The 25,686-nt window shown below is 65.8% G+C and carries 27 protein-coding genes; 14 read left to right on the plus strand and 13 right to left on the minus strand.

Going from position 1 to position 25,686, the window contains the following annotated elements; genetic code table 11:
* Nucleotides 1-76: 76 nt before the first annotated feature.
* The 4 genes from AC6LJ2_RS00335 to AC6LJ2_RS00350 all read left to right on the plus strand — a co-directional run bounded on the left by AC6LJ2_RS00335 (nt 77) and on the right by AC6LJ2_RS00350 (nt 5,759).
* Nucleotides 77-409: a hypothetical protein gene (locus AC6LJ2_RS00335; RefSeq protein ID WP_445658272.1), complete on the plus strand. Its 333-nt coding sequence runs from the start codon at nt 77-79 to the stop codon at nt 407-409.
* Nucleotides 410-830: 421 nt separating this feature from the next.
* Nucleotides 831-3,632: a magnesium-translocating P-type ATPase gene (mgtA, locus tag AC6LJ2_RS00340; protein ID WP_263914711.1), complete on the plus strand. Its 2,802-nt coding sequence runs from the start codon at nt 831-833 to the stop codon at nt 3,630-3,632.
* A gap of 57 nt (nt 3,633-3,689) precedes the next feature.
* Nucleotides 3,690-4,796, plus strand: coding sequence for a porin (locus AC6LJ2_RS00345; protein WP_498150507.1), 1,107 nt, complete (start codon nt 3,690-3,692; stop codon nt 4,794-4,796).
* Between the two features lie 87 nt (nt 4,797-4,883).
* Nucleotides 4,884-5,759 carry a cytochrome c oxidase assembly protein gene (locus AC6LJ2_RS00350; RefSeq protein ID WP_498150508.1) on the plus strand — a complete coding sequence of 292 codons (876 nt, stop codon included), beginning with the start codon at nt 4,884-4,886 and terminating at the stop codon, nt 5,757-5,759.
* A gap of 57 nt (nt 5,760-5,816) precedes the next feature.
* On the opposite strand, the gene galU is transcribed toward AC6LJ2_RS00350, so the two are convergent.
* Nucleotides 5,817-6,668: a UTP--glucose-1-phosphate uridylyltransferase GalU gene (gene galU, locus AC6LJ2_RS00355; protein ID WP_498150509.1), complete on the minus strand. Its 852-nt coding sequence runs from the start codon at nt 6,666-6,668 to the stop codon at nt 5,817-5,819.
* 72 nt (nt 6,669-6,740) lie between these two features.
* Here galU and AC6LJ2_RS00360 point away from each other — a divergent pair, with 72 nt between their 5' ends.
* Nucleotides 6,741-8,249 (plus strand): M48 family metalloprotease, encoded by a 1,509-nt coding sequence (locus AC6LJ2_RS00360; RefSeq protein ID WP_445658275.1) that lies wholly within the window; start codon nt 6,741-6,743, stop codon nt 8,247-8,249.
* 47 nt (nt 8,250-8,296) lie between these two features.
* Here AC6LJ2_RS00360 and AC6LJ2_RS00365 read toward each other — a convergent pair whose 3' ends face one another.
* The 4 genes from AC6LJ2_RS00365 to AC6LJ2_RS00380 all read right to left on the minus strand — a co-directional run bounded on the left by AC6LJ2_RS00365 (nt 8,297) and on the right by AC6LJ2_RS00380 (nt 11,086).
* A complete protein-coding gene (locus AC6LJ2_RS00365; protein WP_263914706.1) occupies nt 8,297-9,397 on the minus strand; it encodes a YheT family hydrolase in 1,101 nt (366 codons plus the stop codon).
* 14 nt (nt 9,398-9,411) lie between these two features.
* On the minus strand, nt 9,412-9,834 hold the full coding sequence (locus AC6LJ2_RS00370; protein ID WP_006393176.1) for a YybH family protein: 423 nt from the start codon (nt 9,832-9,834) through the stop codon (nt 9,412-9,414).
* A 35-nt stretch (nt 9,835-9,869) separates the two neighbouring features.
* The gene (locus AC6LJ2_RS00375) at nt 9,870-10,088 is read right to left on the minus strand and encodes a zinc-finger domain-containing protein (RefSeq protein ID WP_498150510.1); all 219 of its coding nucleotides are present in this window, start codon (nt 10,086-10,088) and stop codon (nt 9,870-9,872) included.
* Nucleotides 10,089-10,165: 77 nt separating this feature from the next.
* Nucleotides 10,166-11,086: a branched-chain amino acid transaminase gene (locus AC6LJ2_RS00380; protein WP_263914705.1), complete on the minus strand. Its 921-nt coding sequence runs from the start codon at nt 11,084-11,086 to the stop codon at nt 10,166-10,168.
* A gap of 183 nt (nt 11,087-11,269) precedes the next feature.
* Between AC6LJ2_RS00380 and AC6LJ2_RS00385 the strand changes: the two genes are divergently transcribed.
* The 3 genes from AC6LJ2_RS00385 (at nt 11,270) to AC6LJ2_RS00395 (ending at nt 14,216) form a co-directional block, all read left to right on the plus strand.
* The gene (locus tag AC6LJ2_RS00385; RefSeq protein WP_263914704.1) at nt 11,270-12,019 is read left to right on the plus strand and encodes an AzlC family ABC transporter permease; all 750 of its coding nucleotides are present in this window, start codon (nt 11,270-11,272) and stop codon (nt 12,017-12,019) included.
* Nucleotides 12,016-12,351 carry an AzlD domain-containing protein gene (locus tag AC6LJ2_RS00390; RefSeq protein ID WP_263914703.1) on the plus strand — a complete coding sequence of 112 codons (336 nt, stop codon included), beginning with the start codon at nt 12,016-12,018 and terminating at the stop codon, nt 12,349-12,351. The genes AC6LJ2_RS00385 and AC6LJ2_RS00390 overlap by 4 nt, the downstream gene beginning before the upstream one ends.
* 371 nt (nt 12,352-12,722) lie before the next feature.
* The gene (locus AC6LJ2_RS00395) at nt 12,723-14,216 is read left to right on the plus strand and encodes a DEAD/DEAH box helicase (protein ID WP_498150511.1); all 1,494 of its coding nucleotides are present in this window, start codon (nt 12,723-12,725) and stop codon (nt 14,214-14,216) included.
* 92 nt (nt 14,217-14,308) lie between these two features.
* On the opposite strand, the gene AC6LJ2_RS00400 is transcribed toward AC6LJ2_RS00395, so the two are convergent.
* Nucleotides 14,309-14,692, minus strand: a complete 384-nt coding sequence (locus AC6LJ2_RS00400) for a thioredoxin family protein (RefSeq protein ID WP_445658277.1) — start codon at nt 14,690-14,692, stop codon at nt 14,309-14,311.
* 63 nt (nt 14,693-14,755) lie between these two features.
* Here AC6LJ2_RS00400 and AC6LJ2_RS00405 point away from each other — a divergent pair, with 63 nt between their 5' ends.
* From AC6LJ2_RS00405 to AC6LJ2_RS00415, 3 genes are all read left to right on the plus strand, one after another.
* Nucleotides 14,756-15,559, plus strand: a complete 804-nt coding sequence (locus tag AC6LJ2_RS00405) for an EI24 domain-containing protein (protein ID WP_498150512.1) — start codon at nt 14,756-14,758, stop codon at nt 15,557-15,559.
* Nucleotides 15,560-15,605: 46 nt separating this feature from the next.
* Nucleotides 15,606-16,418 carry a competence/damage-inducible protein A gene (locus tag AC6LJ2_RS00410; protein ID WP_263914699.1) on the plus strand — a complete coding sequence of 271 codons (813 nt, stop codon included), beginning with the start codon at nt 15,606-15,608 and terminating at the stop codon, nt 16,416-16,418.
* Between the two features lie 159 nt (nt 16,419-16,577).
* Nucleotides 16,578-17,441: an IclR family transcriptional regulator gene (locus tag AC6LJ2_RS00415; RefSeq protein ID WP_263914698.1), complete on the plus strand. Its 864-nt coding sequence runs from the start codon at nt 16,578-16,580 to the stop codon at nt 17,439-17,441.
* A 127-nt stretch (nt 17,442-17,568) separates the two neighbouring features.
* On the opposite strand, the gene AC6LJ2_RS00420 is transcribed toward AC6LJ2_RS00415, so the two are convergent.
* The gene (locus AC6LJ2_RS00420) at nt 17,569-18,546 is read right to left on the minus strand and encodes a tripartite tricarboxylate transporter substrate binding protein BugD (RefSeq protein ID WP_263914697.1); all 978 of its coding nucleotides are present in this window, start codon (nt 18,544-18,546) and stop codon (nt 17,569-17,571) included.
* Between the two features lie 382 nt (nt 18,547-18,928).
* Between AC6LJ2_RS00420 and phaP the strand changes: the two genes are divergently transcribed.
* Nucleotides 18,929-19,507 carry a TIGR01841 family phasin gene (gene phaP / locus AC6LJ2_RS00425; protein ID WP_175190832.1) on the plus strand — a complete coding sequence of 193 codons (579 nt, stop codon included), beginning with the start codon at nt 18,929-18,931 and terminating at the stop codon, nt 19,505-19,507.
* A 184-nt stretch (nt 19,508-19,691) separates the two neighbouring features.
* Here phaP and AC6LJ2_RS00430 read toward each other — a convergent pair whose 3' ends face one another.
* The 5 genes from AC6LJ2_RS00430 to AC6LJ2_RS00450 form a co-directional block, all read right to left on the minus strand.
* Complete coding sequence (locus AC6LJ2_RS00430; protein WP_445658279.1) at nt 19,692-20,732, minus strand: quinone-dependent dihydroorotate dehydrogenase; 1,041 nt, start codon at nt 20,730-20,732, stop codon at nt 19,692-19,694.
* Nucleotides 20,733-20,783: 51 nt separating this feature from the next.
* Nucleotides 20,784-21,539 (minus strand): arginyltransferase, encoded by a 756-nt coding sequence (locus AC6LJ2_RS00435; RefSeq protein ID WP_445658280.1) that lies wholly within the window; start codon nt 21,537-21,539, stop codon nt 20,784-20,786.
* Nucleotides 21,540-21,617: 78 nt separating this feature from the next.
* Nucleotides 21,618-22,412: a leucyl/phenylalanyl-tRNA--protein transferase gene (gene aat, locus AC6LJ2_RS00440; protein ID WP_498150513.1), complete on the minus strand. Its 795-nt coding sequence runs from the start codon at nt 22,410-22,412 to the stop codon at nt 21,618-21,620.
* Nucleotides 22,409-22,990 carry an NUDIX hydrolase gene (locus AC6LJ2_RS00445; protein WP_006393199.1) on the minus strand — a complete coding sequence of 194 codons (582 nt, stop codon included), beginning with the start codon at nt 22,988-22,990 and terminating at the stop codon, nt 22,409-22,411. The genes aat and AC6LJ2_RS00445 overlap by 4 nt, the downstream gene beginning before the upstream one ends.
* A 10-nt stretch (nt 22,991-23,000) precedes the next feature.
* The gene (locus AC6LJ2_RS00450; RefSeq protein WP_263914693.1) at nt 23,001-23,933 is read right to left on the minus strand and encodes a LysR family transcriptional regulator; all 933 of its coding nucleotides are present in this window, start codon (nt 23,931-23,933) and stop codon (nt 23,001-23,003) included.
* Nucleotides 23,934-24,067: 134 nt separating this feature from the next.
* On the opposite strand from AC6LJ2_RS00450, the gene AC6LJ2_RS00455 reads away from it, so the two are divergent.
* Together AC6LJ2_RS00455 and AC6LJ2_RS00460 are read left to right on the plus strand one after the other, a co-directional pair.
* Nucleotides 24,068-24,469 carry a DoxX family protein gene (locus AC6LJ2_RS00455; RefSeq protein ID WP_263914692.1) on the plus strand — a complete coding sequence of 134 codons (402 nt, stop codon included), beginning with the start codon at nt 24,068-24,070 and terminating at the stop codon, nt 24,467-24,469.
* Nucleotides 24,470-24,571: 102 nt separating this feature from the next.
* On the plus strand, nt 24,572-25,024 hold the full coding sequence (locus AC6LJ2_RS00460; RefSeq protein WP_263914691.1) for a nuclear transport factor 2 family protein: 453 nt from the start codon (nt 24,572-24,574) through the stop codon (nt 25,022-25,024).
* Nucleotides 25,025-25,059: 35 nt separating this feature from the next.
* Here the strand turns inward: AC6LJ2_RS00460 and AC6LJ2_RS00465 are convergent, their stop codons facing one another.
* Nucleotides 25,060-25,683 (minus strand): DUF2946 family protein, encoded by a 624-nt coding sequence (locus AC6LJ2_RS00465; RefSeq protein ID WP_263914690.1) that lies wholly within the window; start codon nt 25,681-25,683, stop codon nt 25,060-25,062.
* Nucleotides 25,684-25,686 lie beyond the last annotated feature (3 nt).

Consider the following 25,686-nt stretch of genomic DNA (forward strand, 5'->3'; position numbering starts at 1 on the left):
TGCCCGCCCGCCCAGCGCCGTGCGTGTGTGCGCGCGTATCCGCGATACCGCTCCCCATTTTGCAATGGAGGTCGTTATGCGTTTCTTCGACTTGTTCCTGCGCCGCGCCGGCGTAGACCGTGCAACCGCCCTGGGCCGCCGCCGCGGCACCTCGCGCCTGACGGTCATCTGTCCGCGTGACGAGCTGGGCGCCCTGCGCAAGCAGATCTGCCTGGACTTCAGCGCCGCCGGACTCGATGTCTCGCAGGTGCAGATCGACCAGGGCACCGACCCGGCCATGGCGTCGGCCTGCATCACCGTCAATTGCCCTCCCGAACTGCGTGGCGAACTGATGTCGCAAGCCCGTCGCCTGAGCGCCAACCCCGCCGTGCGCCACGTGCATTTCGGCGCCCAACCGCTGGCGGCCTGAATCCGCCCCTATTCCCCCAGGAGAGACCATGCCCAGTGCCATAGACCCCGAGCCTCGATTGCGCCACGTGCGTGGCGCCCGGTTGCCTGTCTGACCTGTCCTCTCCATGCGAGCCGACTGGCCGGATAGTCTCCCGGTCCGTACGGAATCCGCAGCCCTGAACCCCCGGCCAGGCCCGCTTCGCGCGCGCCCGTTCCGCCGGCCCCGGTTCTTCCGCTAGTTTCCCGTTCCGCTTCACGCACTCCGGCGCGCCCATCGACGCGATCCGGACACCGGCAACATCGCCCCGGTGCCTGCGCACGCCTGTACGTGGCGGATTCGGCCTGCTTGGCGCAGGCCGTGGCCCCGTGCTGCCTGCGATCAGGCCCGGCTGCCTGTCGTCCGTGTCTCCCAGAACAACACCAAGAACCCGAGCACTCCGATGTTTAAATTCCTGAAGACCTTTTTCTCTTCCGCCGCCGGGTTGCGGCGGTCGGGGCGCCATTTCCGGCGTTCCCCCATGCTTGAAGGCACCGGCCAGGCGGTGGCCGCTACGGCTTCCGACGCGTCGCGTCGCGCCAATCGCCGCATGCTGGATGTATCCCGCATGGATTTCGACGCCCTGTTCTCGATGTTCCGCAGCGGTCGCGGCGGCCTGTCGGAAGTGCAGGCCGACGAGGCCCGGGCGCGCTACGGCGCCAACGAGGTCGACCACGAAAAGCCGCTGACCTGGTATGCCCACCTGTGGCAATCCTTCCGCAATCCCTTCAACCTGCTCCTGACGGGCTTGGCCAGCCTGTCCTGGGTCACCGACGTCTACATGGCCGAGCCCGACGATCAGTCCTGGAAGGGCGTCATCATCATCGGCTCGATGGTGGTGATTTCCACGCTGCTGCGTTTTGTGCAGGAACGGCGCTCGAACCGCGCCGCCGAAGCCCTGAAGGCGATGGTGCAGAACACCGCCACCGTGCTGCGCAGCGATGCCGCCGGCATGGCCGAGGGCGACGCCCGGCGCTTCTTCGGCGCCACGTTGCACGCGTCCGGCTCGCGCCAGATCGAAGTGCCGCTGGCCGAGCTGGTGCCGGGCGACGTGGTGCTGCTGTCCGCGGGCGACATGATTCCCGCCGATTGCCGCATCCTGGGCGCCAAGGACCTGTTCATTGCCCAGGCGGCCCTGACCGGTGAATCGCTGCCGGTCGAAAAGTACGCCGTGCAACGCACCGAGACCGCCAATGCGCTCGAACTGGAGAATATGGCCTTCATGGGCACCAACGTGGTCAGCGGGTCCGGCAGCGCCCTGGTGATCGCGACCGGCTCGGGCACTTACTTCGGTCAACTCGCCGGCCGCGTGACACAGACCTCGCGTATGCCCACCCAGTTCCAGCAAGGCATCAACCGCGTGAGCTGGGTGCTGATCCGCTTCATGCTGGTGATGGCGCCGATCGTGCTGTTGATCAACGGCTTCACCAAGGGCGACTGGCTGGAAGCGCTGCTGTTTGCGCTGGCGATTGCGGTGGGCCTGACGCCGGAAATGTTGCCCATGATCGTCACGGCCACGCTGGCCAAGGGCGCGGTGCGGATGTCGCGGCGCAAGGTGGTGGTCAAGCGGCTGGATGCGATCCAGAACCTGGGCGCAATGAACGTGCTGTGCACCGACAAGACCGGCACGCTGACGCAGGACCGCATCGTGCTCGAACGCCACACGGACGTCTATGGCGCCACCAGCGACGACGTGCTGGCCTATGCCTACCTGAACAGCTACTACCAGACCGGCCTGAAGAACCTGCTGGACGTGGCCGTGCTGCGCCACGCCGAGGTCGAGCGCAAGCTGGACCTGGCCACGCGCTATCGCAAGATCGACGAGATTCCGTTCGACTTCTCGCGCCGCCGCATGTCGGTGGTGGTCAGCGAAACCGAAAACGGCCGCGAGCACCACGAACTGATCTGCAAGGGCGCGCTGGAAGAAATGCTGGCGGTCTGCACGCGCTTGCGCGTGGGCAACGACGTGCACCTGTTGACCGATGCGCGGCGCGCCGACATTCGTCGTGTCACCGCCGACCTGAACCGCGACGGGCTGCGCGTCATTGCGGTGGGCGTGCGCGAACTGCCACCCACGCAGCAGGCCTATGGCGTGGCCGACGAGTCCGACCTGGTGCTGGTGGGCTACATCGCCTTCCTGGATCCCCCCAAGGAATCCACCGGCCCGGCGCTGGCGGCCCTGCGCGATTCCGGTATCGAAGTGAAGGTGCTGACCGGCGACGTCGAGCTGGTCACGCAGAAGGTGTGCCGCGAAGTGGGCTTCGAGGTCCGCAAGGTCTACCTGGGCGACCAGATCGAGGCCATGGACGACACCCAGTTGGCCCTGGCCGTGCGCGAGGCCAACGTCTTTGCCCGGCTGACCCCGGCGCACAAGGAGCGCATCGTCCATACGCTGCGGGCGCAGGGCAATACCGTGGGCTTCATGGGCGATGGCATCAACGATGCCCCGGCGCTGCGCGCGGCGGATGTGGGCATCTCGGTGGATTCGGCGGTCGACATTTCGAAGGAAGCCGCCGATATCATCCTGCTGGAAAAAAGCCTGATGGTGCTGGAAGACGGCGTGATCGAAGGCCGCAAGACCTTCTGCAACATGCTCAAGTACCTGAAGATGACCGCCAGCTCGAATTTCGGCAATGTCTTCTCGGTGCTGGTGGCCAGCGCCTTCCTGCCGTTCCTGCCGATGCTGCCGATCCACCTGCTGCTGCAGAATTTGATGTACGACATATCGCAGACGGCCATTCCGTTCGACAATGTCGACGAAGAACTCCTGAAAAAGCCGCAGCAATGGGACCCGGCCGGCCTGGGCCGCTTCATGGTGTTCTTCGGCCCCATCAGCTCCATCTTCGACATCACCACCTACGCGCTCATGTGGTACGTGTTCCAGGCCAATGCGCCGGAGCACCAGACGCTGTTCCAGTCGGGCTGGTTCGTCGAAGGGCTGTTGTCGCAGACGCTCATCGTGCATATGATCCGCACTCGCAAGATCCCGTTCCTGCAAAGCCGTGCCGCGTGGCCCCTGATGGCCATGACGGTCATGGTGGTCGGAATGGGGTTGTTCCTGCCGTTCTCGCCGCTGGCGGGGTATTTCCAGCTGCAGGCACTGCCGTGGTCCTACTTCCCGTGGCTGGCAGGCATCCTGTTGAGCTACTGCGTCCTGACGCAACTGCTCAAGGGCATCTGGGTCCGCCGCTACGGCTGGCAATAGTCAAACCGAACCACCTGGCGGCGGGCAGGGCGCCCGCCGCGCACTCAGGAGATAGCTATGAAAATCACGACTGTTGCCAAGACGCTGATGGCGGGCGCGGCAGGGTTTCCCTTGATGGCGCATGCGGCGGGCGATGGCCCCGGCGTGCAACTCTATGGCGTGGTCGATGCGGGCATCGCCACCACCCACACGTCGGGACAAGGCAGCCACAGCGGCCTGCTCAACGGCGGGCTGACCGATTCCCTGTGGGGCCTGCGCGGCAGCGAAGACCTGGGCGATGGCTGGAGCACGCGTTTCCAGCTGGAAAGCGGCTTCGACCCGTCCACCGGCAAGCGCGCCGACGACGACCGACTGTTCAACTACGGCGCCTGGGTCGGCTTGGCGCACGAGGCCTACGGCGATCTGCGGCTGGGTCGCCAGTACACCGTCGGCAAGACCTACGGCAATGCGCTGGAACTCGCTTCCTGGAAGGAAATGGGCATGGGCGCCACCTTCAAGGCGTCCGACAATTACCAGTTCAGCAACCTGGTCAACTACTACACGCCGACCTGGCAGGGTTTTCAGGCGGGCGTCGGCTATTCATTCGACGCCGACGGCCGCGACCGCTTCCAGACCGCCTCCAACAACCGTGCCATCAGCCTGGGCCTGAAGTACGAGGACGGTCCTCTCCTGGCGGTCGCCACCTGGGACCAGATGCGCCTGGCCGAACCGCTCGCCGGCAGCAGCGGGCGGCCCCAGGCCGTGCAGTTGGGGGCGTCCTACGATTTCGAGGTCGTGAAGGTGTCGGTGGCCTGGTCGCGGCAGCGCAACGGCTATGTCGGCCTGGACGGCGGCGACCCCGACAACCTCGGCCAGAACCTGGGGCCGGCGGCATTTGCCCGCGGCGGCACGGTCAACGCCTGGCTGCTGGGGGCCAGCGTGCCGGTAGGGCACGGCGCCGTGGTGGTGCAATGGTCGCTGGCCAACCCCGACTGGAAATGGGACGACGGCGCCAAGGCGCGCAACGCGCAACTGGTGACGCTGGGTTATACCTACGACCTGTCGCCGCGCACCACGCTCTACGCGTTCGCCGGCTATACGTCCAACTACACCCTGGACAACCAGTTCGATCCGGGCCATTCCCACACGTCGCGTTTTGGCACGGGGATTTCGCACCGCTTCTGAGCCGGACGGGGGCCGCCCGGGTCTACTACAATCGACCCCGGTTGCGCGTTTTAGGCCCGGGCGGCTCCCCCCGCCGGCAATTTCCGGATGACACGCATGGACAGTCTCGAATGGCTCATACCCTGGGAGTTCTCTCCCACGCTGGTGGCCTCCTTCCTGGTGGCCATCGTGCTGTTCGTGCGCGGTCAACTCGTGCACCACGTCTCGGGCGCGCGGCGCGTGCTGTTCTGGGCGGGCATGGTGCTGCTGTACCTGTCCATGCACACCCGCCTGGACTACTACGCCGAGCGCATGTTCTTCATTCACCGCATCCAGCACCTGGTGTTGCACCACCTGGGGCCGTTGCTGGTCATGGCGGCATTTCCCGGGCAGGTCATGAGGGCCGGGCTGCCGATGGCCTGGCGGATCCGCCTGCGTGATTTCCTGCGCACGGGCGCGGGCCGCGCCACCGTCACGCTGCTGACCCACAAGATCTTCGTGCCGACCCTGTTCGTGTTCCTGGTGCTGGTCTGGCTGATTCCGTCGGTGCAGTTCTATTCCATGCTCGACTGGCGCCTGTATCGCGTGATGAACTGGTCCGTGGTGATCAGCGGTTTCATGTACTGGAACCTGATTCTGGACCGCCGCCCCAGTCCGCCTGCCGCAATGACGCCGGGCGGCCGCGTCATCTCACCGATCCTGACCATGCTGCCCCAGATGGTGGCGGGGGCGGTCATCGCCTTCACGGAAAGCGACATCTATCCCTTGTTCGAGCTGTGCGGCCGCGCGATCGCCATGTCTGCGCAAACCGACCAGACCATCGGCGGCCTGACCATGTGGATTCCCGCCGCGCTGGTGGAAGTGATCGGGCTGATGGTGGCCTTGGGCACGCTGATGCGCCTGTCGGCCAAGGGGCGCCTGCGCAAGGCCGACCGGGACGCGATGGCCAAGGCGCGGGCGCGCGCCCGCGCGGCATCTGTCTGAGGCCTGGCCGCGAGCCGTCCTGACGTCTTCAGGAGCCGGCCTGTCGCGGCCGCCGCATCAATCCGTCAGCAGGCCGTGGTACTTCCTGCCCAGCGCTACCGTAGCCTGGAACATCCCCGCCTTATTGCCACAGTCGTAGCGCGTGCCTTCGTAGCGGTGCGCATACACCGCGCGTTCGCGCATCATCGAGGCGATGCCGTCGGTCAACTGGATCTCGTTGCCGGCACCCATCTTGGTCGAGCGCAGGTGGTCGAAGATCGCGGCTTCCAGCACGTACCGGCCCACCACTGCCAGCGTCGAGGGCGCGGCGTCGGGGTCGGGCTTTTCCACGATATGGGTCACGCGTTCGGTGCGGCCGTCGGCGCGCGTGTCGCCCGCGCGGGTAGCCACGATGCCGTACTTGCGGGTGTCTTCTCGCGGCACGTCCTGCACGCCCAGGACACTGGCGTTCTGGGCGACGGCGATATCCACCAATTGCTTCATCGCGGGGGTATCGGCGTCGATCAGGTCGTCGGCCAGCAGCACGGCGAAGGGTTCGTCGCCCACGGCGGGGGCGGCCGACAGCACGGCGTGCCCCAGGCCCAGCGGGGCCGACTGGCGGATATAGAGGCAATTGACGTGGGCAGGTAGAATGCCCCGCACCATGGCCAGAAGCTCATGCTTGCCCTTGCTTTCGAGGTCGGATTCGAGCTCGGGGGCGGAGTCGAAATGGTCTTCGATGGCGCGCTTGTTGCGACCCGTAACGAAGATCAGGTCGGTAATGCCCGCAGCCACGGCTTCTTCGACGGCGTACTGAATCAGCGGCTTGTCGACCACGGGCAGCATTTCCTTGGGCATCGCCTTCGTGGCGGGCAGGAAGCGCGTGCCCATGCCGGCGACGGGGAAAACGGCTTTACGGACGGGACGCATTGAAACCTCGTAGGGGGTAACGATGAAACATTTTAAGCGCATCGCTATCATAGGCTTATGAACCGCAGGAAAATGCCATCCATTTGCTCGATTGCGCAACGGGGCGCGATCGCCGGAATTTGCCTCGCCCTGGTCGCGCCCACTTTGCCCGTGGCCGCCTGGGCCCAGCCCGTGGGCTTGCCCACCATGGGCGCCGCGTCCGCCGCGGATCTTTCGCCCATGCTCGAGCGCAGCCTGGGCGAAGCCATCATGTCGCAGGGCCGTCGCGATCCCACGTATATCGACGACCCCGAACTCAGCCAGTACCTCACCACCATGGGGCGCAAGCTGGCGTCGTTCTCGCCGGGGGCCGTCCCGGACGTTGAAATGTTCGGCGTGCGCGACCCCGAGATCAATGCCTTCGCCATGCCGGGCGGCTTCATTGGCGTCAATACGGGGCTGATCGTGTCCTCGGGCAGCGAGTCCGAACTGGCTGCGGTGCTGGCGCACGAAATCGGCCACGTCGTGCAGCGCCATATCGCCCGCGGCATGACGCAGCAGAATCAGAACAGCATGGTCATGCTGGCCAGTTTGGCGGGTGCTCTGCTGGCCGCCCTGGCGGGCGGGGGGGGCAACCTGGCGATGGGCGTGGCCGCATTCGGCCAGGCCGCCGCCATCAACCGCCAATTGGGTTTTTCGCGCGATGCCGAGCGCGAGGCCGATCGGGCTGGCTTCACCATGCTGACCAAGGCGGGCTTCGACGCCCAGGGCATGGCGCAGATGTTCTCGCGCCTGATGAACGCCTCGCGCCTGAACGAGGGCGCCGGCGGCGGTTCCTGGGCCAGCACCCACCCGCTGTCCATCGAGCGTATGTCCGATGTGCAGAACCGCGTGCGCTCCTTGCCGCCGTCGCGCCACGTCGACAGCGACGACTTCTGGTACGTGCGCGCCAAGATGCGCGTGGTGCAGGGACGCGACGCGGTCAGCCTGCGTTCGGCGACCCAGCAATTGCAGGACGAAGCGCAGGCCCTGTCAGGCGTGCGCCGCTCGGCGGCCTATTATGGCCTGTCGCTGCAGGCCTTCCAGCGCAACAGCCTGGACGAGGCCGAGCGCTATCTGGGGCAGGCCTCGGCCGATGGCCGCGATTCGCCGCAGATGGCCAAGCTGGCCATCGATATTGCCCTGGCCCGCAAGGACTACCGCCGTGCGCAGGACCTGGCGCAGGCCGCCATCCGGCGCTGGCCCGAGCAGCGTGCGTTGGGGCTGGCCTATGCCACGGCGCTGCAAGGCAATGGCCGTCACGCCGAGGCGCAAGAGTATCTGCGTGCCAAGATCAAGCAGTGGGGGTCGGACGAGCCGAGCCTCTACCAGATGCTGGCGCAAAGCGAAGAGCGCACCGGCAAGCCGGTGCAGGCGCGCCGCGATCTGGCCCGCTACTACGTGATGACCGGCGCGTTCGCCGCGGCCGAATCGCAGCTGCAGCAGGCGCGCGGCATGTCGACGGACTTCTACGAGCAGTCGCAGATCGACGTTCAGATCAAGGAAGTGAAAGACAAGCTGGCCGAAGAGCGTCAGTTGCTGGAGCGCTTCAAGTCGGGCTGACGCGGGCCGGACGGCGCCGGCAGGCTGCCGGCACCCCCGCGCGGCACTTATAGCCCGGTCTCGAAGAAGCGGCCCAGGCGCTGCGGCAGCCAGCCCAGGTGTGCGGGGAATGCGCCCGTCGGAAAGCCGGCATGGCCGCCGTCGGTGGGCTGGTGCAGCAGGATGCTGGACGAACATTCGTCCGGCTTGGGCAAGGCGCTGGCCGGAATGAACGGATCGTTCAGCGCGTTGAGCACCAGCGTGGGCACCGAGATCTGCGGCAGCCACGGCTTGCTGGATGCGCGGGTCCAGTAATCCAGCGCATTGCGGAACCCGTGCATGGGCGCGGTGTAGGCGTCATCGAAATCGCGCAGGTCGCGCGCATGCGCGATGCGCATGACGTCGATGGCACCCGGGTAGCGGTGGGCCTTTTCCAGCACCTTGTGCTTGAGCGTCTTGAGAAAATGGCCCGTGTAGACCTTGCGGTTGAAGAATCCGGTGGACAGCGTCTTGCCGCAGGCCACCAGATCCAGCGGTACGGACACGCCCGCGCAGGCGGTCAGCCAGGTGGTCTCTTCGTGGTGCTCGCCCAGGTACTTCAGCAGTGCATTGCCGCCCAGCGACACGCCCACGGCGTGCCAGCGCGCGTGCGGGATGCGGTCGCGCACCGTCTTGAGCAAGAAACCGACTTCGGCGGAATCGCCGGAGTAATAGGCGCGCGCCAGCCGGTTGGGCACGCCGGAGCAACCGCGAAAGTGGGCAATGACGACGATCCAGCCGCGTGCGCGGAAATGGTGCGCGATGGACTGCGCATAGCGGCTGTTGCTGCCGCCTTCCAGGCCGTGGAACAGCAGCAGGGCCGGGGTCTCGGGCGTTTGCGGCAGCGATTGCCAGTCGGCGTCGGTCATCCAGCGGGCCGCGGCAGTCTTGCCATTGGCCACGGGCAATTGGCCGCTGACCGGCGCGCCATCGGCGGCCTTGTGCGGGAACAGCCCGGGGCCGGTCCAGTCGAAATCGACGAAATCGGTATCGGGCGTTTCGACCCGGTCGCGCACGAAGGCAATACGGTGGTACTGCGCGAACAGCGCGGCGTAGACCGTCTGGGCATCGCCTCCGGGCAACCAGGAGGGTACGGGGCAGGGTGTCGAATCGAAACGAGCAGCAGCCAACAAATCCACCCGCTTCAGTGCAGCATGTCGGGTACGTCGTGCAAATCGAGCACCCCGGCTTCCGTGGGCGCCGACGAGGCATGGTGCATGACCATGCGCCAGCCGGTGGGACCCTTGTGGTAGATGTTCGTGGCGTAGCAGTTGGCGAACTGCGTGCCTTCCCGCGTGCGCACGGCCACCTGTTCGACCAGCACATGCACCGCGCACATCATGCTCAGCATGACCAGCGGACGCAGCGGCCGGATGTGCAGGGGGCCATTGGCCAGCACGTGCTGCCAGGATTCGTGCACCGCCGAGTGGCCCACGATGCGCAGGCCTCCCGGATGGATGCAGACGACTTCCTCGTCGTCCGCCCACACTTGCATCAGGCGGACGGTGTCCCCTTGCTCAAGGGCTTCGTAGAACGCGTGTTCTGCTTCTTCGGGCGTGGCGAACATGATGGCGGCAATGGTTTGGCGGTTGCGGCGTAGGCTTAGTGGTGGCCGTGCAGCATGGTGCCGGGCTTGAGCCGGTATTCCGCGCCGCAGTAGGCACAGCGCGCCGAGCCGCTACGGGCGACGTCCAGGAAGACGCGCGGGTGCATGCTCCACAGCGGGGCCTTGGGGCCCGGACAGAAGACGGGCAGGTCTTCGGCGCCGACTTCGATGACTTCGTGGGGGTGCGGGACGGCGGCCGGGGCAGCAGCGGTCATGGAATTTCCTGAATAAAAATACCGGTGGTCGGTAGGTTGGGGCAGTAATGCCGCCCTGGCAGGCAGGGCGGCGCGAATCAGATTTTGCTCAGCCAGTGATGGTACTTCGGGTTGCGGCCATTCACCATGTCAAAAAACGCTTTCTGAAGTTTCTCGGTGATGGGGCCACGCTGGCCCGTGCCGATCTGGCGGTTGTCGACCTCGCGGATCGGCGTGACTTCGGCGGCCGTGCCGGTGAAGAAGGCCTCGTCGGCGATATAAACGTCGTCGCGCGTCAGGCGCTTGGTAACAATGCGCAAGCCGGCGTCGGCGGCCAGTGCGTGGATGGTCGAGCGGGTGATGCCGGTCAAGGCTGACGCGATCTCGGGTTCGCAGAGCACGCCGTCCTTGACGATGAACAGGTTCTCGCCGGACCCCTCGGCCACGAAGCCTTCGGTATCCAGCAGCAGGGCTTCGTCGTAGCCGTCCTGCAAGGCTTCGGTGTTGGCCAGGATCGAGTTGGCGTAGGTGGTGGCCACCTTGGCGCGCGGCATCGTCACGTTGACGTGCTGGCGGGCGAACGACGACACCTTCACCCGGATGCCTTGTGACAGGGCCTCTTCGCCCAGGTACGCGCCCCACGGCCAGGCGGCGATCGCCACGTGCACCTTCGCGCCCTTGGGCGACACGCCCATTTTCTCGGGGCCGTAGAACACCAGCGGGCGCAGGTAGGCGGATTCGAGCTTGTTCTCGCGCACCACCATCCGCTGGGCCTCGTTGATCGTGTCGCGATCGAAGGGCATGGGGATCTGGTAGATGTGCGCCGAGTTGAACAGCCGGTTGGTGTGGTCTTCGAGGCGGAAGATCGCCGTGCCGATCTCGGCATGGTAGGCGCGTACCCCTTCGAAGACCGACAGGCCGTAGTGCAGGGAGTGCGTCAGGACGTGCGTGGTCGCGTCGCGCCAGGGCACGAGTTTGCCGTCATACCAGATGAAGCCATCGCGGTCAGCCATCGACATGGTCTGCTCCCCTCTCAATGTGAGGGCCGTATTGTATCAAGCGGCGAGGTTACAATAGGCCCCTATTCGCGCACCGGCGTGGTGCCTTCGGGCCGCCGCGGCCCCGGCGGGCGAGCAGCTTGTCGTGAGTTTCCTTCCATAGAGTTCCCATGTCGTCCTGTCCGAATACCCAGGGGCCTGCCGTTGTCCTCTGAGTCCGCGTTTCCCGAAACCGAAGATCCGCGGGTGGTCCGCCAGGAGCGCGTCGCCGCGTTCCGGGCCGGGGTGCACGCCATCGTGCCGGCCCTGATCGCCACCGCAACCTGGGGCCTGGTGACCGGCGTGGCCATGGTCAAGTCGGGCCTGACCGAATCCATGGCGCTGGCCATGACCCTGCTGCTGTACGCCGGCTCGGCCCAACTGACGTCCCTGCCGCTGATCGCCACGGGGGCCCCGCTGTGGCTCATTTTCGCGGCGGGTTGCGTGGTGAACCTGCGCTTTTTGATCTTCGGCGCCGCGCTGCAACCCTATTTCCGCCACCTGTCCTGGCCCAAGCGCCTGGGCCTGGGGTACTTCACCACGGACATGGGCTTCGTGCTGTTCATGCCCCGTTTCGGCGACGCGGCCGAGCGCGGCACCCGCGAACAGCTCTGGTATTTCATCGGTACCATCGCCCCCGGCTGGCTGGTCTGGCAGTCCTCGTCGATCGTGGGCATCTACCTGGGCACCATGGTGCCGACCGGCTGGTCGCTGGACTTCGCGGCCGTGCTGGCGCTGCTGGCCATCACAGTGCCGCTGGCCAATTCCAAGCCCATGCTGGTGTCGATGCTGGCAGCCGGCGTGGTCGCCTGGACTGGCCAGGTGCTGCCGCTGCGCCTGGGCCTGGCGGCGGCGGTCATCGCCGGCGTCGTGGCGGGCATGTGGGCCGAACGCTTCTTCAAGGCGCGCGCATGACCCTCTGGCCATCCGAGATCTACGTCTATTCCGCCATCCTGTTGCTGGCCCTGTGCAGCGTGCTGACGCGCGCCGGCTTCATGCTGTTCGGCGACTACATTCCGCTGCCCGACGGCGTGCGCCGCGCCCTGCGCTACGCACCGGCCGCCGCGCTGACCGCCATCGTGGTGCCGGACCTGCTGCCCTGGAAGGCCGGGCTAGGCCCGATTTTCGACTACAAGCTGGTGGCAGGCGTCGTAGCCATCCTGGTGTTCCTGCGCACCCGCAGCGCGGTGCTGGTCATCGTCGTCGGCATGGTGGTGCTGTGGGGCTTGCGCTGGTTGGCAGGCTGACGACCGCAGTCCGCACAAGGAGTGTCCACCTGTCGGACACTCCTTGGGACGTGCCGGGGCGGGCTGGCCGGGCGTCAGAGCCGGCCGCGAGGCATTCCTGACACACGCTTGCCCGTGTGGTAGGCCGGCTGCGCTAAAATCAACTTATCCACAGCAATCCGGGCCTGGTACTGCCCCTCATAAGTATCGAAACCAGAATGCGCCACCTGGCCTGCAAGGCAGGGTGCAGATTGCCCGCAATGAGCGGGTAGTTTGCACGTGGCCGCGCGAGCGTGGCGCGCGTTCCGGTTGTCCCGATGCATATGTAGTGCAGTGCTCGAAGCACTCTCGTTTTGTTCTTTTTCACTGGTCCCGGTATCTGCCAAACCCTGATGACTGAATCCACTCAATCCGCAGCACCCACCGCCGCAGCGCCCGCGCCTACGCCCACGTTCTCCGACTTCGGGCTGCATCCCCTGCTGTTGCAATCCATCGCCGAAACCGGCTACACCACGCCCACCCCGATCCAGGCGCAAGCCATCCCCGTCGTGGTCGAAGGGCGCGACGTCATGGGCGCCGCCCAGACCGGTACCGGCAAGACCGCCGCATTCACGTTGCCCATCCTGCATCGCCTGATGCCCTTGGCCAACACCAGCGCCTCGCCCGCGCGGCACCCTGTGCGCGCACTGATCCTCACGCCCACGCGCGAGCTGGCGGACCAGGTCTACGAAAGCGTCAAGCGCTACAGCAAGCAGACGCCGCTGCGTTCGGCCGTGGTGTTCGGTGGCGTCGACATCGGCCCGCAGAAAGAAGCGCTGCGCCGCGGCTGCGAAGTGCTGGTCGCCACGCCGGGCCGCCTGCTCGACCACGTCGAGCAAAAGAACGTGAATCTCAGCCAGGTCGGCATCCTGGTGCTGGACGAAGCCGACCGCATGCTCGACATGGGCTTTCTGCCCGACCTGGAACGCATCATCCGCCTGCTGCCCGCGCAGCGCCAAGGCCTCTTGTTCTCGGCCACGTTCAGCAACGAAATCCGCAAGCTCGGCCGTTCGTACCTGAACCACCCCGTCGAAATCGAAGTCGCGGCGCGCAACGCCACGGCCACCACCATCACGCAGATCGCCTACAAGATGGCGGGCGACAAGAAGCGCGCCGCCGTGGTGCACCTGGTGAAGTCGCGCGGCCTGAAGCAGGTCATCGTGTTCTCGAACACCAAGATCGGCACGGCCCGCCTGGCCCGCGAACTCGAGCGTGACGGCGTCAAGGCCGAATCCATCCACGGCGACAAGACCCAGGCCGACCGCATGAAGGCACTGGAAGCCTTCAAGGCCGGCGAACTCGAAGTCCTGGTCGCCACCGACGTGGCCGCCCGCGGCCTGGACGTGGCCGGCGTGCCTTGCGTCATCAACTACGATCTGCCTTACAACGCCGAAGACTACGTCCACCGCATTGGCCGTACCGGCCGCGCGGGCGCCTCCGGCGAAGCCATTGCCCTGTTCACGCCCGACGAAGAGCGCTTCCTGCTCGACATCGAAAAGCTGATCAAGCGCGAAGTGCCGCGTGGCACGCTCGACGTGCCGGCCGACCTGGTGGCCCGCAGCCATGGCCGCGGTGAAGACCGCGAGCGCGGTTCTTCGTCGCGTGAAGGCCGCGAGGGCCGTGACAGCCGCGAAGGCGGCCGCGAGCGTGGCCGTTCGTCAGACCGCCGCTCGGGCGGCGGCTATGGTTCCAGCTCGTCGCGCCAGCCGGTGGACGATTTCTTCCTCAAGCCCTACGAGCCCTCGGCCGCGCCGGCCCCGGAGCAAGAGCAGGCCCCGCGCCAAAATGGCAATTCGTCCGCACCCAAGCGCCAGATCGCCGTGTTGCTGGGCGGTAGCCGAAAGTGAAGTAAACAGGGCGCATCCGGTATGCGCCCGATGCCCCAAAGAGAAAGCGCCCTGGCCGGGCGCTTTTTGTTTGCAGGTCGTTCGCTGACGAATCAGGCCGTGAGCAGCCGGGGCAAGTCGGGCAGGTCCGAGGTCACTGCCGGGCTGTCTTCGTTCAGGCTGTCGAGCAGGCGTTCCAGGTGGCCGATATGCGGCAGCATGGGGCCGTAGAAGACGACTCGGCCTTTGATCTGGACCATCAGGGTGGGGAAATTCTCGACGTCGACTTCGCCCAGCAATTCGGCATGGTCTTCGATGTCGATCCAGGCGAATACATGCTGGCGCAGGGTGCCGGAAAGCGTGCGCAGCTTGGGCCGGTATTCGCCGCAGGTGTCGCACCAGGCGGCGCAGAAACAGGCGATAAGCCAGGACTGGGGCGAGGCCGCCAGTTGGGCGCGCAGGGCGGTCAGATCGGAACCGGGTACCAGGAGTGTCATACGAGCGAAGGCAAGCGTGTTTGACTATCATACCCGGGATGCCCACCTTATATTCGTCATGCCATGACCGCCTTGCGCACTGATACCCAAGCCCCCGGCGCCAGGGGCTTTTCCGGACCTGCGGGCAGCGTGGCGCAAGCCTTCAAGCGCGCGCTGGTCTCGCAATGCCACCCGTCGATGCTGTTCGCGGTGCTGCTGCCATTCCTGATCGCGCTGGTCGGCGCGTTCCTGCTGCTCTGGCTGTTCTGGACGCCCCTGACCGAATGGTTGCGCGTCGAGGCCTCGCACTGGGACTTCGTCAACCGCACTGACGAATGGCTGGTGGCGATGGGGTTGTTTTCGCTCAAGATCTACCTGATACCGGTGATCGCGGCCGCCATCCTGCTGCCGGTGTCCGGCATCCTGGGCCTGGCCATCGCGGCCGTGTTCGTCATGCCGCTGGTGTTGCGCCACGTCGGCCAGCGCGAGTACGCCGGCCTGGGGCGGCAGGGCAAGTTTTCCACCGCCGTCAGCGTCTGGAACGCGGTCTGGGTGTCGGTGGCGTTTGCCGTCGGCTGGCTGCTCACCTTGCCGCTGTGGCTGGTGCCGCCCATGGCCGTGGTGCTGTCGGTGTTCTGGTGGGCCTTCGCGTTCTCGCGCATGATGCGGCTGGACGCCATCGTCGAACACGCCAGCCCCGCCGAACGCAAGATCATCCTCAAGCGCAACAACGGCGGCTTCTGGGTCATCGGCCTGATCTGCTCGCTCTTGAACCTGCTGCCGCCTGCCTGGATCATCCTGCCGGTGTTCTCGGCGCTGGTCTATGCACACTACGGGCTGGACGCCGTCCAGCGCCTGCGCCAGGAACGCACCATCGACGTCGCCTGACCGTCACGCCTTTCCCCCATTCAACCGCCTCAATCTGGAACCGGACATGGCTGCAGAATCCGCCTCCCGCCGCATCGGCCTCATCATCGTCGGCGACGAAATCCTGTCGGGCCGCCGGCAGGACAAGCACTTCTCCAAAGTCGTCGAACTGCTCGCCGCGCGCGGCATGCAACTGAGCTGGGCCGAATTCCTGCCCGACGAGCGTGACACGCTGGTGGCCGCCTATCGCCGCAGCTTCGCCACGGGCGACGTGGTGTTCTCGTGCGGCGGCATCGGCGGCACGCCCGACGACCATACCCGCCAGGCCGCCGCCGCGGCGCTGGACCTGCCGCTGGCGCTGCACCCCGAGGCCGAGCAGGCGATTGCCCTGCGCACCGCCGAAATGGCGGCCAAGGGCCAAGGCACGGCCGACATGAGCGCGCCGGAAAACCAGCAGCGCCTGCAGATGGGCGTCTTCCCCCAGGGCTGCGAGATCGTCCCCAATCCCTACAACCGCATTCCCGGGTTCTTCATCCGCGACCACACCTTCGTGCCGGGCTTTCCGGTGATGGCCTGGCCGATGCTCGAATGGACGCTCGATACGCGCTATCGTGCATTGCAGCATGTGCGCCAGCACGCCGAGCATTCCTTCCTGGTGTTCAGCATGCCCGAATCGCGCATCACCCCGGCGATGCAAACCGTCGAAACCCGCTGGCCGGGTGTGCGCGCGTTCAGTCTGCCCAGCGTCGGCGAGGCCGGCGGCACCCCGCACATCGATCTGGGCGTCAAGGGGGAACCCGCGGCAGCGGCCGAAGCCTTGGAGTTCCTGCGGGGCGAAGTGCTGCGTCTGGGCGGCAAGCTGGCGCCGCCTGCGGGCTGACGCCGCATGGAATCAAAACGGGGCGCGTCCCCGTTTTGTCGATAAAAAACCGGTTGCCAAATCTTCCAGCAAATTTCACAATACGGGAAAGAACTGTTTGCTGCGTTGCCGCAAGACCGGTCTCTTTCGGTGGCGCCGCGTGAGCCCCATTTCCTTCCTATGTCCCGTCTTTCCACCCCCCGCAATGCGCTGGACGCCGAGGCCGATGGCGCGTCGTCCCACCCCATCGCCATCCAGGTCATCGAGCGCGCCATGCGCCTGCTCGACGCGCTGGCCGCACAGCCCGAACCCGTCACGCTCAAGGAATTGTCCGCGACCACCGGGCTGCACGCGTCCACCGCGCACCGCATCCTGAACGACCTGGTCGTGGGGCGCTACGTTGAAAGAGTGGACAACGGCCTGTATCAGCTTGGCATGCGGCTGCTGGAGCTGGGCTCGCTGGTGAAGGGGCGGCTCAATGTGCGCGAGGCCGCCATCTCGGCCATGCGCTCGCTGCACAAGCTGACGGGACAGACCATCAACCTGTCGGTGCAGCAAGGCGACGAAATCGTCTACATCGACCGCGCCTGGAGCGAGCGCTCCGGCATGCAGGTGGTGCGCGCCATTGGTGGGCGCGCGCCCTTGCATCTCACGTCCACCGGCAAGCTGTTCCTGTCCACGGGTGATACCCGTCAGGTGCGCGCCTATGCCTTGCGCACGGGCCTGGCCGGTCACACCCGCAACAGCCTGACCGACCTGGACCGTCTGGAACGTGAACTGGCGCTGGTGCGGCGTCACGGCTATGCGCGCGATAACGAAGAGCTGGAGCTGGGCGTGCGTTGCATTGCCGCCGGCATTTTCGACGACACGGGCAAGCTGGTCGCGGGCCTGTCGATCTCGGCCCCGGCCGAACGGTTGCAGGACGACTGGATCAAGGCCCTGGTGGATACCGCTGCCAGCATCTCCGAGGCGCTGGGCTACGAGCCATCCGTATCCCCCGGCTTCAATGGACTGGGGCTGGCCGCCGAGGCCATGCGTAGCTGACCGGCGCTTGCCCTGGAACGAAAAAAAGCCCCGCAAGGGGCTTTTTTCAATGCCGGTCGCAGAAGCCCGCGGCTGCGCCTGTCGGGTACATCCGACGCGGCGGACGTGCCCGACCGGCGCGCTGGCGTTATTGCTGCTCGACGCCGGCCTTCTTGAACAGCTCGGCCCACTGCGGCACCTGCTGTTTCACCTTGGCGTCCAGCGCCTGGGGATTGGCTTCGGCGGTCAGCACCGTGGCGCCCAGCTGCTTCATGCGTTCCTGGAATTTCGGATCCGCCAGACCGGCCTGCAGGCTCTTGATCAGCTTGTCCACCACCGGCTTGGGCGTACCCTTCGGCACCCACATGCCATGCCAGATGCCGACTTCAAAGCCCTTGAAGCCGGACTCGTCCATGGTCGGCAGCTTGGGCAGGGTGGGCACCCGCTGCAGGCTGGTGACGGCGTAGGCCTTGACCTTGCCGCTGTCGATCTGCTGCGTGGTGTTGGTGGTCTGGTCGCAGAGCAGGTCCACCTGCTTGCCCAGCAGGTCGTTCATGGCCGGAGCGGTGCCCTTGTAGGGAATGGTCAGGAGCTGCACGCCCAGGGCTTCGACCAGCATGGTGCCGCACAGGTGGCTGGCCGCGCCGATGCCGGCATTGGCGAGCGAAACCTTGTCCTTGTTCTTTTTGACGTACTCGGCCAATTCCTGGATGGTGTTGGGCGGGAAGTCCGAACGCGCAATGATGGTCATGGGCACATCGACCACCAGGCCGATGGGCTCGAAACTCTTGTAGGGGTCGTACCCCGGATTCTTGTACAGCGACGGCGCCGTCGAGAAGCCGGCGTGCATCAGCAGCACCGAATAGCCGTCCGGCTGCGAGCGGGCCACTTGCGTGGTGCCGATGGTGCCGCCCGCACCGCCCTTGTTTTCGACCACGACGGTCTGGCCCAGCGTGTGCCGCATGGCTTCAGCCAGCGAACGCGCGACGTTGTCCGTCGGGCCGCCTGCGGCGAAAGGCACCACCATATTGATGGGGCGTTCCGGGAATTCCGCGTGGGCGGCGCCGGCCGCGAGCATGGCGCTGGCCGCGAGCAGGGCCGAAAGCGTGCGGGGGATGAGGGTCATGAAGTCTCCAATTGCAGGGTTTTGCTTGCTGCGATGTGTTTTTGACCGCTGACTTATCGTTTGTGTTTATCTGTCATCAGCGTGCAAGCAGTGTAGAAAAGAATTGATACGCCGTCATGTCCGGTATTTCCCGAATCATGGGAAATCCTTGCGCGCCGTCAAACGGGCGACGGGTATGCACTGTTAAAGTGCAAATAGTTGTTGCGTTGCACCAATATTGCTTGACAAGGTTTTTTTGGCCCGTAGAATGTGAATTGTGCAGTGCATCAAACGGGCCGGCGGTAGCTTGTAGTACCAGTTTCCGCGCACGTTTTTAATTTCGTCGCAGACACCATCCTTACCTGCCGGACAGCCTCCGGCTACCCCCTAAAGGAGCAATTCTATGAGCGCTATCCCGCAACAAGTCCTGGACCGTCAAAAAGCCAGCATCAACACGTTCGTGGCCGCCCAGTCGGCTGTGTTTGCCGGTTTCGAAAAATTGGTCGAGCTGAACCTGAAGGTCGTGCGCGCCACCCTGGACGAAGTCGCCCAGAAGTCGCAGCAAGCCACCGAAGTGAAGGATCCGCAAGAAGCCGCCGCGTTTGCTTCCGGCCTGCTGCAACCGGGTGCCGAAAAGGCCCTGGCGTACACCAAGCATGTGTATGACATCGTTGCCGGCGTGCAAGGCAACCTGGTCAAGCTGACCGAAGAACAGATCGCCGAAGGCCAACAGCAACTGACCGACGCCGTCGAGCAGTTCTCCAAGAACGCCCCCACGGGTTCGGAAAGCGCCGTTGCCCTGATCAAGTCGTCGTTGGCCACCGCCAACAGCGCCTACGATTCGCTGACCAAGGCCGCCAAGCAGGCCGCCGAAGTCGCCGAGTCCAACCTGAATGCCGCCGCGAACGCGACCTTCAAGGCTGCGACGGATGCCGCCGACGCCGCCACCAAGGTTGCCAGCCGCAGCCGCCGCAGCGCCTAAGTATTTGGCGCGCATTGCTGCGCAAATTGCAGTTATGTAGTACTGTTGAGTGACAGAGCAGAGCTGGAATTAGGGCCACCCTTCGGGTGGCCTCTTTTTTTGCCTGCGTTCTGTGTCTTCGGGCGTCGCGGAGCAAACGTCCGGCGCGGCAAGCCTGTGGCGTGCCGGGTTCAGGTAGCCGGTATCAGCGTGCGACGGCACGCACGCATTCGCCCACCAGGGCGGGGCCGCGGTAGATCAGGCCCGTGTACAGCTGCACCGCATCGGCGCCTGCCTGCATTTTCTCGAGGGCCTGACGGCCCGACAGCACCCCGCCCACGCCGATGATCGCCAGGCTGTCGCCCAGGCGTTCCTTCAGTCGGCGGATCACCGCCAACGACAATTCATGCACCGGTGCGCCCGACAGGCCGCCGGCTTCGTCGGCATGCGCCATGCCCGTGACGGCCTCGCGCGACAACGTGGTGTTGGTGGCGATCACGCCGTCGATGCCGTGGCGGGGCAGGGCATCGGCGATGGCGTCGATCTGCTCGGTGGTGAGGTCGGGGGCGATCTTCACTGCCATGGGCACGCGGCGCTGGTGCTGGTCTTCCAGCGCCCGGCGCTTGTCCGCCAGCAGCGCCAGCAGTGCCGACAGTTCGTCGCCGCCTTGCAGCGCACGCAGGTTCTTGGTGTTGGGCGATGAAATGTTCACCGTCACGTAGTCGGCATGCGGGTACACGCCCGCCAGACCGATCAGGTAATCGTCCGCCGCGCGTTCGATCGGCGTATCGGCGTTCTTGCCGATGTTCAGCCCCAGGATGCCGCCTTGTTTGCGCCACTGGCTGCGCTGCACATTGGCCAGGAACGCGTCCAGACCCTGGTTGTTGAAACCCAGACGGTTGATCAGCGCATTGGCGCGCGGCAGCCGGAACATGCGCGGCTTGGGGTTGCCGGGTTGCGCGCGCGGGGTCACCGTACCCACTTCCACGAAGCCGAATCCCAGGTTGCCCAGCGCGTCGATATACGCGCCGTTCTTGTCCAGCCCCGCAGCCAGGCCGATCGGGTTGGCCAGCTGCATGCCCATCAGGGTGCAGGGCGCCTTGGGTTGCGCGTGCAGCAGCTTGCGGGTGGCGCCGCAATCGTAGGCCCGTTGCAGTCCCGACAGGGTGACTTCGTGGGCGGTTTCCGCGTCCATGGCGAACAGCGCCGGGCGGGCCAGGGGATAGGCGTGGAAGAGGATCGACATGGAGCGGGATTGTAAAGCGTCTTTGGCCGCCCTTGCCGCAGCGGGGCGGGGTCAGGCCGGATCGGCTGGCGGGGGCGCGGCTGGCGTAGGCGCTTCGCGCCAGTTGCCGTCGATCAGGTACTGGGCCGGGTGGAAACTGGCCTTGTACGACATCTTGCGGCTGTCTTCGATCCAGTAGCCCAGGTACAGCCACGGCAGGTTGAGCGTGCGGCACTGTTCGATCTGCCACAGGATGCTGTAGGTGCCCAGGCTGCCCGGCACGTCGGGATCGTAGAAGGTGTAGACCGACGACAGGCCGTCATCCAGCACGTCGATGATGGACACCATCATCAGGATGCCGCCCGGGTCGCGGAATTCGACCAGGCGGGTATTGACGCGGCTGGTCAGGAGGAACTGCGCATATTGAGTGCGGCTGTCTTCGTCCATGCCGCCGCCGGGATGGCGACCCTGCTGGTAGCGGGTGTACAGCCGGTAGTGTTCCGGCGACCAGGCCAGTTCCGCCACGAAGGACTGCAGGTCGCGGTGGTCGCGCCAGGCGCGTCGTTGGCTTCGATTGGGGGCGAAGCCGGCGGTGTCCACCCGCACCGGCACACAGGCGTGGCAGTTGTCGCAATGCGGGCGGTAGGTGAACAGGCCGCTGCGGCGAAAGCCTTGCTCGACCAATTGGGAATACGTGCCGGCGTTGATCAGGTGGCCGGGCGCGGCCACCTGCGACCGTGCCTGGCGTCCTGGCAGGTAGCTGCAAGGGTAGGGAGCGGTCGCATAGAACTGCAGCGTGGAGAAGGGTAATTCTTTAAGCTGGCTCATCTGGGGTCCCGGCGTGCGGCGCCAAGTCCGTGACGGGATAGGTACATATTAACGCCTAACCCGGGCATCGATGTGGCGTCAGGTCCCGGCTTGGGGATAGTCCGGGGTAGTGCCCGGGCGGCTGGCGCCTGCCGCCAGGGGAATCAGCCGGCCGGCGCTGTCCAGGCGGCCGGGCGCCCAGGCGATGGCGGGGGCGGCGGTGGCGGCGCGCACATGCGACAGGAAATGCGAGCGCGGTACGGGCCTGGCGCCCAGACTGGCCAGGTGGCGGGTCTGCTGCTGGCAGTCGATCCATTGCACGCCCTGGGCGGTCACATAGCGCACCAGGTAGGCCAGGGCGATCTTTGACGCATTGGGCACGCGTGTGAACATCGATTCGCCGAAGAACATTCGGCCCAGGCTGATGCCATAGAGGCCGCCGGCCAGTTCGCCGTCTATCCACGTTTCGATGCTGTGCACGTAGCCGGCCTCGTGCCAGGCGCGATAGGCCTGGCGCATGGCGGCGGTGATCCAGGTGCCCGGCTGGCCGTCTCGTGGCGCGGCGCATTGCGCCATGACATCGGCAAAGGCCGTGTCGACCCGCACGTCGATGCGCGGGGTGGCGGCGGTTTCCTGGCTGGCGACCTGCCGCAGCAATTTACGCAGCGAATGCGACGGGGCGAAATCCTTGCACGCCAGCACCATGCGGGGGTCGGGACTCCACCACAGGATGGGCTCGCCTTCGGAATACCAGGGAAAGATGCCGTTGGAATAGGCCTGGATGAGCCGGTCGGTGGTCAGGTCGGCGCCAGCCGCCAGCAGGCCGTCCGGATCGGTCAGCGCGAATTCGGCCGGTGGGAACGGCGTGTCTGCAGCAAGCCAGGGCAGCTTCAACGGTGCGATTCGAGGGTGTAGTGGTGAGGGCCGAACGTGCCGCGCTTGCGGTCCTCGAAATAGCGTTGCAGCGTGGTCGCCACGGTGCGGAACGCCAGGTCGTCCCAGGGGATGTCGGCCTCGTCGTAGAAGCGGGCTTCCAGGCTTTCCGGGCCGGGATCCAGCTCGGGGCCCAGCACCTCGGCCAGGTAGAAGACGTGCACCTGCTCGATCTGCGGGACGTCGATGATGGTGTAGATCTCGCCCAGCCGGATGCGCGCGCCGGATTCTTCCAGCGTTTCCCGGCCGGCGCCCTGGGCGGTGCTTTCGCCCAGTTCCATGAAGCCCGCCGGCAGCGTCCAGGTGTTGTAGCGTGGCTCGATGGCGCGGCGGCACAGCAGCACGCGGTTGTCCAGCACCGGCACCGTGCCTACCACCAGGCGGGGGTTCTGGTAATGGATGGCGCCACAGTGGTCACAGATGTCGCGTTCGCGGTTGTCGCCCTCGGGCACCCGGCGGTTCACGGGCGAGCCGCATTGGCTGCAGAAATTCGCACGGCGGGGCGCGGGAAAGTATTCGAGGGGCGATTTGGCGGTCATGGGATCGATTCTACCGGCTGTGGCGTCGGCTGGCTCGCCGGGCGGGGGGCGCCGGGGTCCGGCCGCCGAAGCGTTCTTCGAGGTGCTCGACGAACGAACGCACCTTGGGTGACAGGAAGCGCCGGTGTGGGTAGACGGCGTACATGGAAATCGGGGTGTGGCCGTAATCCTGCAGCAGCGCCACCAGACGGCCCGCGCGCACGTCCTCGCCCACCAGGAATTCCGGCTGCAGGATCACCCCGTGTCCGGCCAGGGCGGCCGTACGCAGCACGTCGCCGTTATTGGCGCGCAGCGCCGCATTGACCCGCACCAGGTGGGTGATGCCGTCTTTCTCGAAATGCCATTCGTTGCCCGTGCTGGCATAGGCGTAATGCAGGCAGCGATGTTGCTTCAGGTCTTCAGGCACTTGCGGCGCGCCGTGGCGCTCCAGGTAGGCGGGGGCCGCGCACACCAGCAATTGCTGAGGCGCCAGCGGCCGCGCCACCAGCGATGAATCCTGCAGCGGTCCGATGCGCACCGCGACGTCGTAGCCATCTTCGACCAGGTCCACCACGCGGTCATTCAGGTCCAGGTCGATCACCACGTCCGGATAGCGCAGCAGGTATTCGGCGATGGCCGGGCCCAGGTGCAGGATGCCGAAGGACACCGGCGCGCTGATCCGCAGGCGGCCGCTGGGGGCCTGGCCTTCGGCTTGCAGCGACAGTTCCAGGTCGGCCACTTCCGCCAGGATCGGGCGTACCCGGTCGTAGAAGGCGCGGCCCGCGTCGGTCATGCTGAGCTTGCGGGTCGTGCGGTTCAGCAGTCGCACGCCATACTTTTCTTCCAGGTAGGCGATCTGCCGCGTGACCACGGAACGGGCCTGGCCCATCTTGTCTGCGGCGGCCGCGAAAGAGCCCAGTTCGACGACCCGGGCGTAGGTCTGCATCGCAGTATGAGTGTCCATATCGTGTTCGGCATTGTTACCAATCGGGGAACAATAAGTTGCGATTTTGCATGTTTATCTTTGTTTTTGGAATCGCAAGAATAGCGGCCATGAAGAATCTTCCCGTCCTGGGCGATTCGCTCACGGAGAATGCAATGATCGATACCCGTACCGCGCCTTATGCCGCGCTTTTGCTCCGCATCGCGCTGGGCGTGATGTTCCTGGCCCATGGCCTGACCAAGCTGCTGGTGTTCACCCTGCCGGGCACCGCGCAGTTCTTCGCCAAGATCGGCTTTGCCGGCTGGTTGGCCTATCCGGTGACCTTCTTCGAGATCGGCGCTGGCGTCCTGTTGATCCTGGGCGTCGTGCCGCGCTGGATCGCCGTCATTGCCACGGTACAGCTGTTCGTGGCCGCCACCGTCCACTTCGGCAATGGCTGGGGTTTCAGCAATCCCAATGGTGGTTGGGAATACCCCATCTTCCTCTCGGTCGCAGCCGCCGTGCTGGCGCTGTTGGGGGATGGCAAGTTCGCGTTGGTCAAGAGTGGCCGCGGCTGATCGCCACGCGCATCAGTCTGTCTACCCGATTGGACGTCGCCCCCGGGGCGGCCGGCCCCTAGAATGGTCCGGCCGCCCCGGTATTTTTCATCTGGAGATTCCATGACGTTCATGAAGCGCGCCTTTGGCGCTGTCCTGATTGCCGCCGCTTTGTCGCCCGTGGCCTACGCCTCGCCTGAGCAGGAAGCCGCCAACAAAGAGGCCGTGCTGGCCTTCTACGAAAAGGGCTTGAACCAGAAGGATGCGGATGCCGCGTTGAAATATGTAGGCGACCGCTACGTGCAGCACAATCCCAATGCGGCCGACGGCCCCGAGGGCTTTCGCAAATTCGTCGCCTTCCTGCGCGACAAGTACCCGCAGTCCAAAAGCGAGATCAAGCGCGTCTTCACCGACGGCGACTATGTGATCCTGCACGTGCATGCCGTGCGCGAGCCGGGCTCGCGCGGCAACGCCATCATCGACATCTTCCGCCTGGAAAAGGGCAAGATCGTCGAGCACTGGGATGCGGTCCAGCCGATCCCTGAGCAATCGGCCAATAGCAACGGCATGTTCTGACGCGGGGCGTCGGGCAAGGGATCGCCGCGCGTGGCTTACTCGGTGCGGGCCGGTCTGCCCGTCGCAGCCTGGGCGACGGGATTCGCCTGAAATCCCAGCGTGCTGGCGAGATCGTGCTGATCGATCTGGCGCAACGGCGCGGCGGGGTAGGCGTGCGGCAGCTTCACGCTGAGCGCTTGCTCGCAAGCCAGGCCGTCCAGCGCATCCAGTAGCGGCGCGCCGTCCTGCGTCGTCAGCCGCTCCAGTAGCGCAGGCAGGTCGCGGTCCAGGATGATGCCTGGCCCCAGCGGGGTCATGGCATAGAGCTGGCCACTGTCGTCCAGCCACCAGCCGCTGACGGTATCCACTGCGGCATCGGTGTGCGTCACCAGTGTGCGGCTGTCATCGCTCAATCGGAGCACATACGGTGCGGCATCCAGCCGCAAGTACACGCGCTGCGGGCCGTTCTGGAAGAACCAGCGGCCGGCCTCGTCGTGTTCATAGTTGCGGTTGATGAAGCCCAGGATCTGCGCATTGGTGATGGACTCGCCCGGGCCGCCTTGCGCGGCCTGGCCTTGCGGATGCAGGCGCCAGCGTCCGCGTGCGTCCAGCGACAGCCAGCCGAACACGGCCGGCACGTCGGGCCAGCGGGCGATGGCGTCTTTCACCGAAGGGTCCATGGT

The sequence above is a fragment of the Achromobacter sp. 1014246743 genome (genome assembly GCF_059760725.1).

Bases quoted from the DNA above. Each gene is read 5' to 3' on its own strand.
- galU (WP_498150509.1), bottom strand. From the start codon at position 6,668: ATGCGTCCCGTCCGTAAAGCCGTTTTCCCCGTCGCCGGCATGGGCACG.
- AC6LJ2_RS00370 (WP_006393176.1), bottom strand. From the start codon at position 9,834: ATGTTCGCCACGCCCGAAGAAGCAGAACACGCGTTCTACGAAGCCCTT.
- AC6LJ2_RS00380 (WP_263914705.1), bottom strand. From the start codon at position 11,086: ATGTCGATGGCTGACCGCGATGGCTTCATCTGGTATGACGGCAAACTC.
- AC6LJ2_RS00445 (WP_006393199.1), bottom strand. From the start codon at position 22,990: ATGACCGCCAAATCGCCCCTCGAATACTTTCCCGCGCCCCGCCGTGCG.
- AC6LJ2_RS00335 (WP_445658272.1), top strand. From the start codon at position 77: ATGCGTTTCTTCGACTTGTTCCTGCGCCGCGCCGGCGTAGACCGTGCA.
- AC6LJ2_RS00410 (WP_263914699.1), top strand. From the start codon at position 15,606: ATGGCTGCAGAATCCGCCTCCCGCCGCATCGGCCTCATCATCGTCGGC.
- AC6LJ2_RS00435 (WP_445658280.1), bottom strand. From the start codon at position 21,539: ATGAGCCAGCTTAAAGAATTACCCTTCTCCACGCTGCAGTTCTATGCG.
- mgtA (WP_263914711.1), top strand. From the start codon at position 831: ATGTTTAAATTCCTGAAGACCTTTTTCTCTTCCGCCGCCGGGTTGCGG.
- AC6LJ2_RS00450 (WP_263914693.1), bottom strand. From the start codon at position 23,933: ATGGACACTCATACTGCGATGCAGACCTACGCCCGGGTCGTCGAACTG.
- AC6LJ2_RS00375 (WP_498150510.1), bottom strand. From the start codon at position 10,088: ATGACCGCTGCTGCCCCGGCCGCCGTCCCGCACCCCCACGAAGTCATC.
- AC6LJ2_RS00415 (WP_263914698.1), top strand. From the start codon at position 16,578: ATGTCCCGTCTTTCCACCCCCCGCAATGCGCTGGACGCCGAGGCCGAT.
- AC6LJ2_RS00405 (WP_498150512.1), top strand. From the start codon at position 14,756: ATGACCGCCTTGCGCACTGATACCCAAGCCCCCGGCGCCAGGGGCTTT.
- AC6LJ2_RS00460 (WP_263914691.1), top strand. From the start codon at position 24,572: ATGACGTTCATGAAGCGCGCCTTTGGCGCTGTCCTGATTGCCGCCGCT.
- AC6LJ2_RS00345 (WP_498150507.1), top strand. From the start codon at position 3,690: ATGAAAATCACGACTGTTGCCAAGACGCTGATGGCGGGCGCGGCAGGG.
- AC6LJ2_RS00350 (WP_498150508.1), top strand. From the start codon at position 4,884: ATGACACGCATGGACAGTCTCGAATGGCTCATACCCTGGGAGTTCTCT.
- AC6LJ2_RS00395 (WP_498150511.1), top strand. From the start codon at position 12,723: ATGACTGAATCCACTCAATCCGCAGCACCCACCGCCGCAGCGCCCGCG.
- AC6LJ2_RS00420 (WP_263914697.1), bottom strand. From the start codon at position 18,546: ATGACCCTCATCCCCCGCACGCTTTCGGCCCTGCTCGCGGCCAGCGCC.
- AC6LJ2_RS00390 (WP_263914703.1), top strand. From the start codon at position 12,016: ATGACCCTCTGGCCATCCGAGATCTACGTCTATTCCGCCATCCTGTTG.
- phaP (WP_175190832.1), top strand. From the start codon at position 18,929: ATGAGCGCTATCCCGCAACAAGTCCTGGACCGTCAAAAAGCCAGCATC.
- AC6LJ2_RS00360 (WP_445658275.1), top strand. From the start codon at position 6,741: ATGCCATCCATTTGCTCGATTGCGCAACGGGGCGCGATCGCCGGAATT.
- AC6LJ2_RS00465 (WP_263914690.1), bottom strand. From the start codon at position 25,683: ATGGACCCTTCGGTGAAAGACGCCATCGCCCGCTGGCCCGACGTGCCG.
- AC6LJ2_RS00430 (WP_445658279.1), bottom strand. From the start codon at position 20,732: ATGTCGATCCTCTTCCACGCCTATCCCCTGGCCCGCCCGGCGCTGTTC.
- AC6LJ2_RS00455 (WP_263914692.1), top strand. From the start codon at position 24,068: ATGATCGATACCCGTACCGCGCCTTATGCCGCGCTTTTGCTCCGCATC.
- AC6LJ2_RS00400 (WP_445658277.1), bottom strand. From the start codon at position 14,692: ATGACACTCCTGGTACCCGGTTCCGATCTGACCGCCCTGCGCGCCCAA.